This is a genomic window from Bradyrhizobium sp. SYSU BS000235 (genome assembly GCF_049747295.1).
Lineage (GTDB): Bacteria > Pseudomonadota > Alphaproteobacteria > Rhizobiales > Xanthobacteraceae > Afipia.
In genome coordinates this window covers 3,314,222-3,328,888 of the sequence record NZ_JBMHJM010000001.1, presented here as the reverse complement: position 1 = coordinate 3,328,888, position 14,667 = coordinate 3,314,222, and the positions used below count along the sequence as shown (strand labels likewise).

Here is a 14,667-nt window from a genome sequence, read left to right as displayed (position 1 = left end):
ATTCAACCTCACTATTCGTATTCAGTCGCTACGTCATTTTTCGGTAGCGCAGCAGCCGCGGGACAACGTTGATTTCTTTGATGATTGTATTGCAACAGAATTCAACCAACCGTGCGAGTAACGGCAGATAGAGCATTTCAATTTCCAGACTCGACAACTCTTCGTTCACGTAGACATCCGCAATGCCGTCCTTGATATTCCTGACCGAAAGTCCTGCAAAAAGTCGGTCATATTCATCGACGCCAAAAAGCATGTTCAGACGCGCTTCGATGACTGAGTGCTGGAGATCAGTTACATACGGGCTTAAGTGGCGACACCTACTCCTGTTCCGAGAACTTTTTTGAAATCGCACTTTAATGTCACCGCGCTGCGTGCATGAGGAACTTAGACAAAGATGTGTCCAAGTTCAGCCTTCACAAGAGCGAGAAAAATCGTGTTCAAACTTAACTTGAGATAAGCCTCGCCGTTCGCATCTGTGCTTGCTTACAGATTGGAGGGAATCATCCTCCCCACGCGGGGTGGCGCAGCGTTCATTGCGCTCCGTAATCGATGTCTTTCGCCTATTCACGCGTTCATGCCACGCGAACTGGAGGGTTCGAAGTTAACGCGTTGTCATACAAGCAAGCCCGTTAGTTTGGTGCCATATCAGCTTCTGAGGCGTTGCAGTGTATTCTCGAGGCCATTGAACTCGTTCAAAGCCCGGGACACCGAGCACTCCCAAATAGGATGTGCTCACGCAACCGCCGGGATGAGACGATATGGCCAATGTTTTCGAAAACCTGCAGATGGCTGGCGTCTCCATCTGGCTGGATGATTTGAGCCGGGCAAGAATCGCCTCTGGTGATTTAAGACAGAGTGTCAAATCCGGGCAGGTCGTTGGTATCACGACAAACCCCACCATCTTTGCGAGATCAATCAGCGACGGCTCGGGCTACAACGATCAGATTCGAGAACTTGCCCTGCGTGGCACGGCGATTGGGGAAGCCGTGCGGCTGCTGACTGCTTGGGACGTCCGCGCAGCGTGCGACCTGTTGCGACCTCTGTTTGATCAAAGTGGGACGAAGGACGGCCGGGTTTCTATTGAGGTCGATCCGCGGATTTCGGCCGATCCGGAGCGCACGGCTGCCGAGGCTCGCGGCCTGTGGTGGCTGGTTGATCGCCCGAACCTGTTTATCAAAATTCCGGCAACCCAGGCAGCATTGCCGGCCATCACCGCGTGTACCGCCGCGGGCATTAGCGTCAACGTCACGCTGATTTTCTCAATTGATCGCTACCGCGCAGTCCTCAACGCGTACATGACCGGTCTGGAGCAACGCACAGCCAGCCGTGAAGAGTTGACTGGCATTGAAAGTGTCGCGTCGTTCTTTATCAGCAGGGTTGATACCGAAGTGGACCAGCGCCTCGCGAAATTGGCGAACGCAAAGGCGAAGGAGTTGCATGGGCAAGCGGCCCTCGCTAACGCACGTCTTGCCTATGAGGTGTACGAAGATGCTACCCGTTCTGATCGATGGCGCGCGCTCGCCGCAGAAGGCGGATCGATGCAGCGCCTACTGTGGGCGTCGACAGGGGTAAAAGACAAGGCCTTTGCTGCGACGCGCTACGTAACCGAACTAGTCGCTCCCAACACCGTCAATACCATGCCAGAGGCTACTCTGCAGGCACTCAGCCATCTTGAAGCCACCACGCCGGACACCATCAGTCGCCGCTACACAGAAGCTCGAACGATCGTGCACGATCTGGCGGAACTTGGCATCGATCTTGTTAATGTTGCTGATGTTCTGGAGCATGACGGCATCGCGTCATTCATTCAGAGCTGGAATGAACTGATTGCTTCGGTCGAACAGCAACTGAAAAGCGCAGGCGCTGAAGTAATCCTTGCCGGCGCAGTTAGGCCCGCCAATGGCAGCGGGACCGGGACCGGTTTCTCAGCACCCGCCGCCGCGGCACCAGCCGAAACCAGCAAAGGAGCCTTGGCATGACCCCGGTTACACAAGCGGTACATGCCAAGGCCATCGAACTAGGCAAACTAGCGATAAAGGCTACGACTTCTGCCGGCAGCGGTCATCCTACGACCGCGCTCTCACTAGCCCATCTGACGACCGTGTTGATGTATCGGATGATGCGCTGGGATCCCGCACATCCTGATGCCCTAGGATCGGACAGGCTCGTTCTATCCGAAGGTCATGCCGTCCCAATCATCTATGCGGCGTGCGCCGATCTCAGAGTCACGATCACGCCGGGAGGCGCGCCCCGGCCGATGACGATGGACGACCTGATGGCGCTACGGAGCATCGACAGTCCGATAGACGGCCACCCCAACCCGATGCTCGGCTTCCCCTTCTTTGACGCTGCTACGGGGTCCCTCGGCCAAGGCCTATCGGTGGCAGCCGGACTTGCCGCGGCCGCCCGGGTTAACACTTTGGACAAATCGATTTACTGCATCATCGGCGACGGCGAGTCGCGCGAGGGCCAGATATGGGAGGCAATGGATTTCATCGCCGACCACGCGCTGACCAATGTCGTCGCCATCATGAACTGCAATACCCTCGGACAGAGCGACTTCGTCGCCGAGGCACAGCAGTGGCGAGGACTGCAGCGCAAAGCCGAAGCGTTCAACTGGTCGGCAATCGTTATCGATGGCCACGATCCGAGCCAGATCGAGGACACACTCCGGCGTCGGGCGGAGCTCGGGGCAGGCAAACCCCTCTGCGTCATCGCGCGGACGATCAAGGGTTGGGGTGTGCCGAGCCTCGCTGGGATGGGTCATCATGGGACGCCGGTTACCCGGGAACATCTCAATGCAGCGCTAGGCGACCTTGATCGGAAAGCCGAGGAACTCGGGCTTCACGTTGATGATCGAGCAACGAATGAAGACGCGCTCCGGATCAACCGGCCTCCAAGTGTCTCAGCGGGCCAAGCCAAGTCGATACCGGTCGATATGGACACGGCAGTAGCTGCCAACCCAAAGGTTGCAGCAACTCTGTCCGAGAAGAATGTGCTGTCGCCGCGGCGCGCGTTTGGTTTGGCACTGGAGGCATTAGGAGCAGCATACCCCAATGTCGCTGCGCTCGATGCCGACGTCAAGAATTCCACATACGCACTCGACTTCGCCGAAGCCTATCCAGACCGCTACTTCGAGGCGCGAATTGCAGAGCAGAATATGATCTCCGTAGCCGCGGGTCTGTCCAGCGGCGGCATGATCCCGTTCGCGAGCACTTTCGGCCGCTTCCTTGAACGTGCGTTCGATCAGATCGAGATGGCGATTGTCGGAGGAGCCAACCTCAAACTGGTGGGAACCCACGTTGGAGTAACGCTGGCATCCGATGGCCCGAGTCAGATGGCGCTCGCGGATATTGCCTTCATGCGCGCGTTCGCGCACAGCACGGACCATCGAGGAAATCCGGCCGTAACGGTCCTCACCCCGAGCGATGCTGTGAGCACCTATTCGCTGGTCCTGGCTATGGCTGCCTTCCCGAGCGCCTGCTACCTGCGCGCCGTTCGCGCGGACTTGCCCTTGTTATACGATGCGAATACCGACTTTCCATTCGGCGGACATAAGGTTCTGCGGCGGGGTGCTTCGACTCGACGGCTCGTCCTCGTCGCATGTGGATACATGGTCCATAGCTGTCTCAAAGCTGCTGACGAAGTTGCTGAAGGCGGGATCGATGTTGCCGTTGTCGACGCCTATGCACTGCCGCTGGACACGGCGCCGATCCTAGCTTTCGCGGGCAGCGGCGGAACCATCTTGACGGTAGAGGATAGCTATGTCGGTGGCTTGGGTAGCGAACTTTCCGAAGCCGCAGCAGCACAAAAGGATGCGCCCCTCATCAAGTCGCTGGCAGTACACATGATGCCGAAGAGTGGCCGCAAGCCAGATGACGTACTCGGATATGTCCATCTCGCTGTGGCCGATATTGTCGCATCCATCAAAGAAGCCGCGTAATGAGAGCGCCATGGCAAGCAAACCCCAGGGGGGCGCGCTTTCAGGCCAGGCGCTCTGCTCGGCGTTTAGGCGAAGGCTTGGGGCCAACAGCGCGGCAGGTAAGCCGCGGGCGCTTTTTCTAATCCTTTAATTAGTCGCTGCCTTCGCGGACCGTTTCCGCTTCTAAGGATCCCTCGGGAAGGGGACGCAACAGCTCCGTTTGCGACCTTGTGAGATATATCCAGTGCGCCCAATCCTCTGGCTTCAGCACAACAACTTGTCGGTTATGATAGGGCGCGACATCGGAACTCGGCTCCGTCGTCAGCATGGTAAAGGCCGGAGCTCCACCGTTCTTGCCATCCCGCCAGATTCCTGCGATCGCCATAAACGACGCTCCGTTGAGCGTAAAACGATGCTTGGCTTTCGGGTATTTCTTTCCAGTGAATTCAAAGAACGCTGAAGCCGGAATTAGGCATCGATTGGACTTCTCGAAATTACGGCCCTCGCTGCGAAAATTGAATACCGGACCGCCTCGCGGGCTGGATGGAGGAAAGCTGAAGTTCATAGGAACGAGCTCTACACCGTTCCCCGCAGCACGCATCACCGGTCCGAGATCATTGATCTTGATGTCATCAGCCACCGGCAGATCAAGTTCGGTTTGCTTTGTTGGAATCCCGAGCTCCAACGCCTGCATCATATCGCAGTACTGCTTCCAGCGGATATGTTGCTCGTAGTCGTTACACATGCACACAAACCATGACTTGGATTGACGGTCAGGTATCTGAACAGGCCACTAGTCTTCCGACCAGTTCTGTTATTCCTCTATCCGAGTCCGACGATGCCTCGTTTTTTGAGCGGGACTAATCAAGCCGAGGAGACTTAGAGCGTTAGTCGTCGCCTTAGCCTCGTAGTCGTTGTTGAAATAGATCCAGGCTCTCTTTGCGCCACTTGCCTTAATCCTGTCGGCCCACTGCTTCAATTCGTCGTCCGAATAATCGTGCCTGTACCAGCGCAAAGGGCCGTGCAGGCGCAGATATATTTCATCCGCGGTCCGAACAAGATCATCAGGAAGCCGCGGGCCGCTGCAGGAACAGAACACGATCCCAGCTTTCCGGAAGGCGCGAAAAACCTGGGCGTTCCACCACGTTTTGTGCCGGAATTCCACTACATTTCGTCGTGCCGGATCGAGTTGGCGCACTATTGATCTGAGCCGCGCTTCCGTAAAGTGATAGCTCGGAGGCAATTGAAAAAGAAAACAACCCATCCTATCGCCAAGAATGTCAGCGATCATGCCGAAGTCGCGAATAAGAGTTTTAGTGCCCTTGAAGCGCTTCACGTGAGTTATGAGTTCGCAAACCTTGACCGTATAAACGAAATCTCTGTCGCGCGCTTGGCGCCTCCAGGCTTGCACATTCGCTACTGTGGGCCAGGAATAGAAAGAGGCGTTGATTTCAACAGTATCGAACACTTGAGAATAGTGCTCAAACCATTTTTCTTGTGCGAGGTTCGCGTAAAACGAGTCTCGCCATTTCCAATAACGCCAGCCTGAGCACCCGACATATACAGGTCTGTTCAACCTGCTCGAGATTTTCCGGTCCTCAACCGCTTCCATCCTCCGTCGTGCAACACGCATCTTCGCGGCGCGCTTTATGTTGCCGCTGCGCTGCAGCTCCCGCCGAAGCTGGCGTCGCTCGCGTCGTTCCTCAACTGTTGATGCTGCTCCTTCGATCACTTTTCGCAGTCGGGACATGACTCTTCCCACGTCGTTCGCTCCGATATTCATATCCGCCCGTTCTTCCCGCATTGTCTCTTACGTTCATCCCTCGTTCGCTCAGACGGGATCCGGGTAAAGGACGAATGGAGGCCATTCGCGCCCTACCGAAAAGGAACCCTCAGCTTTTCGAGCGCATTGGCACAGGGCGAGGAGCTAAAATGAAATTTGACTAACAGCCGAACGTCCAGACAGTGCTAATCGGCAGCTACAAAGTCGAACGCACCGATGTCCATGGCGCCAACAACGAAAAAAACAGGACCGTTAAGCGCGTGATGATTGAAGACAAGCGGCCAAGCTTCATATGCTGTGTTGGCATACGGAGGTTTTCTTAAAATGGGAGAAGATTTCTATCCTCTTCATTGAAGTACGACACCAATCTAGGTGGACACAAGACGAACGTGACCGAACAGCAACTCAAAGGCACCCCCAAGTACGCTTCTGAGAACGATTGGAATTGGGGGACCCGTCTCGAACAAAGTCGATCGACACCCATTACGGTGTATGAAATCGTTCTCATACTGTTGCGGCCTCTCGAATGAAAAGGCCGCAACAGCCAACCTTCTTATCGAAGGAGAAGGATGAGTAGGATTAGCGGCAGCGGAATTCCGAGCAACCAAAGTAGGATTGGCATTTCTCTCTCCTTATCTTGTCGCTACGGGGGTGACGGCTTTTGGCTCCGTCGTATCCGTTGCCCAATTGCGATCGCGGATACCGCCCGCTTCGGCGGCTGCGATGCTGGCCGAGAACGCACCGACCAAGAGTGAAGCCACCATCCAGAAAGCAAGTTGTGCGGCCGCCTTTCTGGCGTTATCGAGCGAGGTTTTAGCATCGGTGATCACATCGTTGACGCGCTTTTCCGCATCCGCCTGACTCAATCCGGTTCGCCGCGCGACGACTTGCGCGACATATGTACGGTCTGCCGGCTTGAAATTCCCTCCCGAGCGGAACGCCGAGGTGAATAGACGAGTCAACTCTCCACGAGCTTGGTCGGTGTCGCCAGCAGGTGGGGGGCTAGTCGCGTCCGATCTCAATAATTGATCGACATAACCATCCATTGGCCCAGCGGATTGCGCAGTCGCTGCACCGACGGCTTGCCCGAGGCCGCTTGTTGCGCCGCCGACAACAGTGCTTGCAGCCGATGCCAGAAGAATCGCGCCCACAACGGTGGCCAGGGCCCACGCGGCAAACCCGTTTGCTGTGTCACGAAAAAACACCTCATTCGGGTGCACCGCTTCCCAGCCACTCCTCAAGCGACCGGCGATGTGGCCCCCGATTGCAGAGGAGATCATTGCGACCACTATGAGATAAAGGCCAGTGCCAACCTTAAATGTTCCGGCCGAAACACCGGAGCCGCTCCATGGCGAGACGACCGAAAAGCCCATTCCAATCCCGAACCAGAGCAGAATTAGGGTGATCGCAAGAGACGCAACAGCGCCCGCTACGACCGATGCCCAACTAATTCCAACTCCCGTGAGTCGATTTTCTGCGATTTGCATTTGCGCCTTCCCAGCGTTGCCTAAAATTTGCGCTTACCAATGCCGAGTTCCCGCAATCGTTCCATCGGAGCCGTCACTTGGGTCAAAGCGCATGCATCGTGCGGTCATTTACCTCGCACTACGAGATGCCTAGCCATCTCCGCCTGGACCGTCGGAGTTTGTGAAGTGGAAGCCGTTTTTATAGAGAGTGTCCTGTCCGCGAAGACTTCGCCCGGTCGTAGTTATCCGCACTACCGGAATTCCGTACTGGAAGCAGGCAAGAGATGCCTACCGGCCGAAATCAACTTTCTAAAGAGCTAGGAACGCAACGAAATCTGCCTAGTTCGAGAGGTGTCGTTGGGTGTCGAGCAGCGACAGGCCCGGTCGGAAAACACCTGTGTGTAACGCACCGACTGGGCCACCTCAAAAGCCCAGAGATGCGACGTCACCGCGATTGCCGCGGCCGATGCTCATTGACGCTGGAAGTATTTCGATGCCAACGCGATCGATTACAAAGGACGACCCGACTACTCGAAGCTACTCAGACGTCGTTCTACCAACGGCTTGTCATTCGATTTCCTCAAGAATCTTGGGGGGACTTTGCACAACCTCTGCGATACCCGCGGCCTTGTGCGCCTTTTGCCTGATCCCTGAGGTCATGACGTTCGGACCGCTCTCAATTTATTCTTCTTACTCACTACCCAGATGAGCGTGATGGGATTTTTGTCGGCAGGTATCGTCGGCAAGCCTAGGGCAGCGAGCGCCTCTTCTCCCGCACCGATCAATACTTCAAAAACCAAGATCCCTATTTTGCCAGAAGGCTCCACCGGGATGACCGAGCCAGACCTCGACGAGCCCGTTGCTCTGCCTAAAGAGGAGAATGCCGGCGCTCTCGCTCTTTGATGACGACTTCCTAAACATCGGCAGCATTTAAGCAACCAAGCAGACGCTTAGAGAAGACACGCATTGTTTCCCTTCGAAGCTCGGATAAGGATTCGCTACATTCTCGCCCGGGCTCCGAGCGAGCCGGTCACTGTCGGATTCACAGCGCTTGCCCGGCCTGCAAAATAAGCAGCTAACGCTCCCAACAATAGGGCAATAGCACCGAAGAGCGCACCGCGGGAGACGGCCGAAGCAGTTTTATCAGCTGCTTGGCGCGCGGTCTCTTTGGCCCGTGCGACCGCCTCCGTGTACTGCTTCTCTAGTTGATTCACGCGAGCCTTAGCTTCGTCGGACGAAATATTCTGGGCCTTCGCGAAGGCCTCAGCCGCCCGCTCCCGTGCCGCCGCTTGCTGCGATGGATCGTCGGTGATCACAGCCCGCATTGCCGAGGTCGCTGCGTCGCGCAGGGCGGCGGGATCTTGCCCACCTGCGGCGCTCCGAATTTGATTTTCAATTCGTGAGAACGGGTCACCAACGCTATCCAATGAAGGCGCAACTGATTGTACTGCTGTTTGAACAGTTTCACTCGCAGCTTTACCCGCGCCGCCCATTGCGGAGGAGACGGAATTGAACGCCCCGCCGAACATGTTTGCGGCTGCGGACGACACAAGATAGACCACGATTAATGTCGCGACAGCCCATGCTATTAAACCATGATAAGCCGTGGTGGAATCTGATGGCTTACCCGAAAGTCGGCCCGCGATATATCCGCCGACAGCCGACGCTATTACCCCGGAAATTATCCACCAAAGCCCGGCTCCCATAGACAGTGTCGATGCACTTGGCGTGCCACGGGCCGTAGCGTCTACCGTTCCCAAACCGATACCTAGTCCGATCATGTTCAAAATCAGTTGCAGCACGAGAGCCATTACCGCTCCCGCGAACACTGCACCCCACGAAATCTCGTGCACCATAATTGTTCGGATATCGTCCGACGCCGAAACCGCCGATACGCGGCGTGTGTCTCTGTCGCTTGGAACTGATGTCATGTTGGCCTCCGCTCAAATTAAGCGTGCTTGCAAACACGCTTCAGTAAAGGGAGCTGCGACTGTCAGGGGTGTTCCGACCTGCGGCGCCATGACGCGGTTATGAGACCGGTACGGAGCGGCGCGCGGGCTAAGCCGTGTGTTCAGCCGACCTCCGAGTCGATCGGACCTCAACGATGAGAGGGAACACCACTCATTCTTGCCGATTGAACCACGCTTGTGTCGCGAAAGAACACTACGAAAGCGCCCGAGCAGCACCGCACACGTCCGCGCGCGAAAGGCCCTCGATGGACCGACCAAGCAAGGGTTCACCCACAGGTTGGACAACCAAAATGGTGCGAGAGCATTTGGGCCGGTGTACGGTCTGTGGGGACGTTTTTGATTGCCGCGACTTGGACGATGTGATGTCGCACTTTCATAACCGCGAGATTGAGATTATCGAAATATGGGGAGCGTCGATGCGGAGGAATTAATGGCGTCACGCGAACAAGAAATAGCAGACCGATACGCCAAAAAGACAGTCGCTCACATCGAGTGGCTTCGCTCACTGTCGCCGCTGCAATCCCTGGCCGTCCGACGACGAGATATCTTGCGGCATTGCCTTCAGCTTCGCGACATGATCAGGGATGGCTATGGTTCACGCGATCTTCCTGCGCAGGAACTTCTCCTGCGCGAACAAGAGGTCCTGGTTTTGCTTCGAAAGGCGCGCGTCGTGGCGAGACGAGCGTTGAATTGAGAAGGCCGGTGCGTCAAAGGAATTGTTATGAACGACAATGATAATACCCAGCAACCCTCCAAGAACCTTATCGACCTCTCTCCGATCATTATGCTGGGGGCTTTATCACTTCCCCTCCTAGCGATCCTCGGTTGGGTCGCTTTCGGGTAGCGCTAGAGATCCTCCCTGAGCCCTTTGAATGACGGATGCCGCAGCTTTCCGTGAGCTGACCTGGCTCGATACTCAATTTCAGCCAACAACATAGGCTTGAGCCAAACAGCCTTCGGCTTCGCTATCTTTTTCGTATAGGCCTGCGTATTCTGAACGAGGCCTTTGAACTTCTCTTGAAGATCGGCCACCTGTTCGCTCGAAAATCCATGGTCCACCTTGCCTGCATACTCAAGGACCTCGCCGTCACGACGTCCGACGTAAAGCCCATCAAAGCGATTTTCCTTCAGCGCATAGCCGACGATGACAAGCGTCTCCCGCTGGCGACAGGTCGATTTGATCCAATCATTATTTCTGTCCGAGCGATACCTACTGCCCTTGCGCTTTGAAACGATACCCTCAATTCCCATTTCACAAGCACGAGCAAACATAATTGCTCCATCAGCTTCGAAACTCTCGCTGAAAAGAATGTTGGTTTTACGGATCAGACCATGCAGTCGCTCTTTCCGGTCTTCTATGGGGATGGCTCGAAGGTCGTTGCCATTGAGATACAAGAGGTCGAACGCATACATAACGAGCTTGTCCGATCGCTTCGCTCTGATCTCCTTTTGTAACACTGAAAAATCGGACACCCCGTCAGCTGCTGGCGCGACGACTTCACCATCTATGATTGCTGAACGCGCGTTGATGTGCCAAGCGTCCGTCGAGATCTTCTTCAAACGAGAAGTCCAGTCATGGCCGCGTCTGGTAAAGACCTTCACCGCATCGTTCGCGATGTGGATCTGGACACGATAGCCATCAAACTTGACCTCGTGAATCCATCCTTCGCCCTTGGGCGGCCGTGATAACTGCTCCGCAAGTGCCGGTTTAACGAAACCGGGGAATACAGCCTTCTTGCCGAGCTTTTCCCTCGCTACGCGACGCAACTATAGCTCCTAAAACACCGAGGCCCCGTCGCTCCTGCGACGAGGCCCCACGCTGAGATATACATCCAACCATCAGCGCTGCTGTTGTTGGGCGGACGCCTTTGACTGACCGTTCGAAGCTAATAAAGCCGCGGCCTAAACGAGCGCGGACAACGTCTAGTGCCAGTTGCAGTCAGCGACCTCCGCCGCCGCCACCTGCGCCTCCGCCTGCTCCGCCACCAGCTCCGCCTCCCGCACCACCAGCTCCACCACCCGCACCCCCTGCGCCCGCACCAGTTGTCGATGCGCCAGGAGAGGCCGTCGAAGGTGCCGCTGCCGAGCTTCCCCCCGCATTCAGATTACCCGGTATGGGATTCCGGCGTGCCATGCCTTCCTTCTCCTTTTGACTCATCCCAGATGATTGTCCGAAGGACGACGTCGTAACGAGCAGGGCGCAAGCAGCAACCGTGATCAACATCTTCATTTTCATTCTCCCTCGGTTCGTTTTCACGGCTAACCGGTTTCTTTTAGGGGTGTTCCAGCGGCCTCTGCATGATCATTAACTGGTCCAAATTGAAAAATACCGGGCTGGTCCGCATAGTGTGCGCCAGCACGGGCTGAGGCGTACGCCGTAGAGTCGGAACATCTGGCCGTCTTAAACGAATGCGAATAGCTCGGTGACAAGAACCTAAAGGTAAATGCTCAGCTTTCGCTACGAAGGTTGATGCAATCAAGAGGTTGCGACGGCGGCGTGGGGCGGAAGTTCGAAGGGGATCATCTATAATAGCGAAAGCCGCGTCCCGAATGGGATCGCGGCTGTTCATCTAAATACTTACCGTGGTCCGTAGTTTCTAACGCACGTGGCGTTTATTCCGGACATGGCCGCCTGGCATTGCTTATAGGTTTGGTATTTGCAATCCCCTGGTCCGGGGGACGATTTGAGACAATACTTATAGTTCGTGGCGTTCGCAGCGCCACCAGCCGCGAACGCGGCCAAAACCGTAACCGTCATTAAGATTTTCACTGTTTTACTCCGTCATGCTTGCTTGCGTTGCGTCAAGCTGCAACTTGCGCGGCTGTTCCGATTAAGCGCCGGGAAGCGCCGCATGCTCGTCGCCCCCAGATCACCACGCGATCAGACCGATAGAAACAACTCCATGGCGGCGTCGCGAGCGTGTGAGGGGTTGATCACTGGACAGCCACCCGCACGAACGGACGCGTCCACGCACGAACGGAGACGGTCGTTGATCCGAAGTGCGGTGCTTCGACCACTTGCGACATTGGTCACAGGGATATGCGATACCAATGGCAGTGTCTTGTGTGCTGTCGTCATAGCATACGTATCGGAGTGGATGACGGCCGCGGACGACGGGACAATCGGCGGACAAAGTCGAGCCAGCTGGACCGGACGGCCGGTTTTTTTTGTTGGGAACTTTTTTCGAGGGCTCCGCGTTTTTAGCCCGCCGCTGAACCCTGCCAAGCAGCATCGGCCCGGTCGTATCTCTGGCGATCAGCACTCCGCCGGCCGGGACCATTCAATCCAATTGCGAAGTTCAATGCCAAATGAGAGTGCCGGCGCTAAACCTCTTCTGCCCGGGAAGGCTGTCAAGTTGTCGGCGATTGCAGACGATGCGCTAGAGGAAGCCCGTCGATTGCCGCCCGGGCCCGAGCGCTCGGAAGCGTTGAAGCGCGCAGGACAGTTGCGCAAAACTGCGGACGATTACGCTATCGTGTTTCCACCCAGGGGCAGGCCCAAGAAGACTTAGCGCGCCGCGGATAGTTGTGACGGCGCGATTTTTTCGGAGGAGAGAGGCACTGATTGTGTCGGATACACGACAGACATGTGGCTTAGTGGCCAACTGTTACTTTTTCCGGAACGCTCACGAAAGATTACTGTTCGAGCTAAGCTGGCCGTAGGGCTGCTTCGTTTCTGATGTTGGTTTGAGGGCAAGATGAACTTCCCGGCTAGTCGCACCTGAGCCAGCCGAAAGTTTTTTGGCCCGCCCGCTTCCCATCTAGCTCGGCTGGCCAACGGCGAAGCATTTGCCACTGACGATACCACTAAAAACGGAACACCGGCACCGCCGTAGTGTTGGCTCTTTACAAAAATGCCTGATGCTGCCCAGCGAGATCAGAATGCCGAAAACAGAACCAATCGACGAACACACCCGGACAGTCGAAACAGCAACGGAAGCGAGACAAGGAGAGCGCGGACCGACGATCCTAGCTCTATTAACTGCGAGTACAGTCGGATCTATAATCTTGTTAGCAGGCGTTTGGTTTGTGTTTTTCAGAACATAGCGGATGTGCGCGCCAGGTGTCCCCAGGGCGAATTAAAGAGCTCGTCTGCGGTGGGGGCAGCGCGTCGGCTTTGAGGTATACCTCGGGGCTCTATCGACCCGGATTGGACATGCCGATCTCTACTCGCGTAGGGGGAACGGCAAACACAGCAAAGAAATACATACCCACTCGGTTTTCTCAGGAATGCGTCGTCTCAATCGCCGGTCACGCTCTCGGCGCGATGGATGGGAATTCGTAGGAGGCGGATGATTGCGTCGCAAGCCGGAACGCCCCCAACTCATAGTGGTTCGGAAGGGCGAGGCTAAACGCTACATCAATTTGGCGCACCGGCTCGCAAGCGGCGAAGCCCAGCAACAACACTTCGTTCGAAATAGGAGCAGGCGTAGCTCGCGCGGGAACGGCTCTCGCCAATGCAGATGCCAGCTTGCGCAAGTTAAGTGCGTAAACACTTCCGCGCTTCAGCTATCTCCCTTCTCGAGTACCCGTTCAACTTAGCCCAAGTATAAGCGACAATTTTCCCATGCTGGGCAACTTGATCTCGGACCAAGCCACATGTCACGCCGGGAGGAAGCTCGGGGGCTCGATTTGCCGCCGTTGAATTCGTCGCACCAACAAAAATTAACATCATAAATCCAAGGAAGACTGAGCGGCTCATCGCATCAAAAATCCCGCGTTGTGTCTACAATCGCGCAATCGCTTACCCAACGATCGACCTTTAGAAGGCTCATGGAGCCCTCATTCCAACCGTGATGATCTGGCACTGTTCCCGCGCTTTCATGATGGGCGCAGCCGGGTTGGTGGTCGACTCAACGCGTAGCAGAGCCACGTAAAAAGAAATGTTCTTGGACGTGAGCCAATTGTGAACCAAGCGAGACGGATTTTCCCACGCCTTTGCCTATACATGGATTTAATCCAACTCGTGGATCGGTCGTCACGCACGATCCCTACCAGGCAATGAATGCCTCTTTGAACAACTGAAGGTCGACTAGGTTTCGGCAACTCCTGTTGCGGCTAGTCAACATCAGCGAGATACGCGCTTTAGATCTTCTGGCTCTTCAAAATCAAATCGACAAGCTCATTGGTCATCGCCCCGATATCGAATGGCTTTCCCCACAAAGGTACATCTTGGAATTCTGCCGCAATGAAGCTGCGGTCGTAGCCCGTGGTGAAGACAAATGGGATCTCTCGCTCTCGTAACGCATGCGCGAGGGGGAAAGTCCTCTCATTTTTCAGATTCACGTCGAGGACGGCTCCGCTGATTTCGTGGTTACTCAACGTGTCCAGCGCCTCTTGGAGGTTGTTGAACGGGCCTTCAATCTCAGCACCCAACCGACGACACGCGTCGACGAGATCTTCCGCCAGAAAATATTCATCTTCTACAATAAGGACGCAGTGTCCCGAGAGTGAGTTACTTCCAGGTGTCGGCGTCTGCATCGAGGTACTCCCCCTTTAGTCACCTCTCGCCCCGGAACATCCAGA

Annotated in this window: 12 protein-coding genes; 3 read left to right on the top strand and 9 right to left on the bottom strand. The window is 55.8% G+C overall.

The features are described 5' to 3' along the window. Positions 1 to 28 precede the first annotated feature (28 nt). Positions 29 to 253 (bottom strand): hypothetical protein, encoded by a 225-nt coding sequence (locus ACP0KA_RS15470; protein WP_424629632.1) that lies wholly within the window; start codon positions 251 to 253, stop codon positions 29 to 31. A 505-nt stretch (positions 254 to 758) separates the two neighbouring features. Between ACP0KA_RS15470 and tal the strand changes: the two genes are divergently transcribed. Both tal and ACP0KA_RS15460 read left to right on the top strand, forming a co-directional pair. Next, positions 759 to 1,979 carry a transaldolase gene (gene tal, locus ACP0KA_RS15465; RefSeq protein WP_424629631.1) on the top strand — a complete coding sequence of 407 codons (1,221 nt, stop codon included), beginning with the start codon at positions 759 to 761 and terminating at the stop codon, positions 1,977 to 1,979. Next, on the top strand, positions 1,976 to 3,943 hold the full coding sequence (locus ACP0KA_RS15460; RefSeq protein WP_424629630.1) for a transketolase: 1,968 nt from the start codon (positions 1,976 to 1,978) through the stop codon (positions 3,941 to 3,943). Before tal ends, ACP0KA_RS15460 begins: the two co-directional genes overlap by 4 nt. A gap of 130 nt (positions 3,944 to 4,073) precedes the next feature. On the opposite strand, the gene ACP0KA_RS15455 is transcribed toward ACP0KA_RS15460, so the two are convergent. From ACP0KA_RS15455 to ACP0KA_RS15445, 3 genes are all read right to left on the bottom strand, one after another. After that, positions 4,074 to 4,667: an SOS response-associated peptidase gene (locus tag ACP0KA_RS15455; protein ID WP_424629629.1), complete on the bottom strand. Its 594-nt coding sequence runs from the start codon at positions 4,665 to 4,667 to the stop codon at positions 4,074 to 4,076. Positions 4,668 to 4,736: 69 nt separating this feature from the next. Next, entirely contained in the window at positions 4,737 to 5,672 is a 936-nt protein-coding gene (locus tag ACP0KA_RS15450) for a DUF72 domain-containing protein (protein WP_424629628.1), read from the bottom strand. A 665-nt stretch (positions 5,673 to 6,337) separates the two neighbouring features. Next, positions 6,338 to 6,751 (bottom strand): hypothetical protein, encoded by a 414-nt coding sequence (locus ACP0KA_RS15445; RefSeq protein ID WP_424629627.1) that lies wholly within the window; start codon positions 6,749 to 6,751, stop codon positions 6,338 to 6,340. Positions 6,752 to 7,885: 1,134 nt separating this feature from the next. Between ACP0KA_RS15445 and ACP0KA_RS15440 the strand changes: the two genes are divergently transcribed. Beyond that, complete coding sequence (locus tag ACP0KA_RS15440) at positions 7,886 to 8,074, top strand: hypothetical protein (RefSeq protein WP_424629626.1); 189 nt, start codon at positions 7,886 to 7,888, stop codon at positions 8,072 to 8,074. Between the two features lie 95 nt (positions 8,075 to 8,169). On the opposite strand, the gene ACP0KA_RS15435 is transcribed toward ACP0KA_RS15440, so the two are convergent. From ACP0KA_RS15435 to ACP0KA_RS15415, 5 genes are all read right to left on the bottom strand, one after another. Continuing rightward, positions 8,170 to 9,102 (bottom strand): PhnA-like protein, encoded by a 933-nt coding sequence (locus ACP0KA_RS15435; RefSeq protein ID WP_424629625.1) that lies wholly within the window; start codon positions 9,100 to 9,102, stop codon positions 8,170 to 8,172. Positions 9,103 to 9,987: 885 nt separating this feature from the next. After that, on the bottom strand, positions 9,988 to 10,908 hold the full coding sequence (gene ligD / locus ACP0KA_RS15430; RefSeq protein ID WP_424629624.1) for a non-homologous end-joining DNA ligase: 921 nt from the start codon (positions 10,906 to 10,908) through the stop codon (positions 9,988 to 9,990). A gap of 172 nt (positions 10,909 to 11,080) precedes the next feature. Further along, entirely contained in the window at positions 11,081 to 11,371 is a 291-nt protein-coding gene (locus ACP0KA_RS15425; RefSeq protein WP_424629623.1) for a hypothetical protein, read from the bottom strand. 348 nt (positions 11,372 to 11,719) lie between these two features. Beyond that, positions 11,720 to 11,899: a DUF3551 domain-containing protein gene (locus tag ACP0KA_RS15420; protein WP_424631618.1), complete on the bottom strand. Its 180-nt coding sequence runs from the start codon at positions 11,897 to 11,899 to the stop codon at positions 11,720 to 11,722. 2,327 nt (positions 11,900 to 14,226) lie between these two features. Next, positions 14,227 to 14,622 (bottom strand): response regulator, encoded by a 396-nt coding sequence (locus ACP0KA_RS15415; RefSeq protein WP_424629622.1) that lies wholly within the window; start codon positions 14,620 to 14,622, stop codon positions 14,227 to 14,229. Between the last annotated feature and the right edge of the window lie 45 nt (positions 14,623 to 14,667).

What these genes read in the sequence shown, in the direction of transcription:
- ACP0KA_RS15435 (WP_424629625.1), bottom strand. Translation starts at nt 9,102, where the DNA reads ATGACATCAGTTCCAAGCGACAGAGACACACGCCGCGTATCGGCGGTT.
- ACP0KA_RS15425 (WP_424629623.1), bottom strand. Translation starts at nt 11,371, where the DNA reads ATGAAGATGTTGATCACGGTTGCTGCTTGCGCCCTGCTCGTTACGACG.
- ACP0KA_RS15415 (WP_424629622.1), bottom strand. Translation starts at nt 14,622, where the DNA reads ATGCAGACGCCGACACCTGGAAGTAACTCACTCTCGGGACACTGCGTC.
- ACP0KA_RS15440 (WP_424629626.1), top strand. Translation starts at nt 7,886, where the DNA reads ATGGGATTTTTGTCGGCAGGTATCGTCGGCAAGCCTAGGGCAGCGAGC.
- ACP0KA_RS15445 (WP_424629627.1), bottom strand. Translation starts at nt 6,751, where the DNA reads ATGGATGGTTATGTCGATCAATTATTGAGATCGGACGCGACTAGCCCC.
- ACP0KA_RS15420 (WP_424631618.1), bottom strand. Translation starts at nt 11,899, where the DNA reads ATGACGGTTACGGTTTTGGCCGCGTTCGCGGCTGGTGGCGCTGCGAAC.
- ACP0KA_RS15460 (WP_424629630.1), top strand. Translation starts at nt 1,976, where the DNA reads ATGACCCCGGTTACACAAGCGGTACATGCCAAGGCCATCGAACTAGGC.
- ACP0KA_RS15470 (WP_424629632.1), bottom strand. Translation starts at nt 253, where the DNA reads ATGCTTTTTGGCGTCGATGAATATGACCGACTTTTTGCAGGACTTTCG.
- ACP0KA_RS15450 (WP_424629628.1), bottom strand. Translation starts at nt 5,672, where the DNA reads ATGTCCCGACTGCGAAAAGTGATCGAAGGAGCAGCATCAACAGTTGAG.
- ACP0KA_RS15455 (WP_424629629.1), bottom strand. Translation starts at nt 4,667, where the DNA reads ATGTGTAACGACTACGAGCAACATATCCGCTGGAAGCAGTACTGCGAT.
- tal (WP_424629631.1), top strand. Translation starts at nt 759, where the DNA reads ATGGCCAATGTTTTCGAAAACCTGCAGATGGCTGGCGTCTCCATCTGG.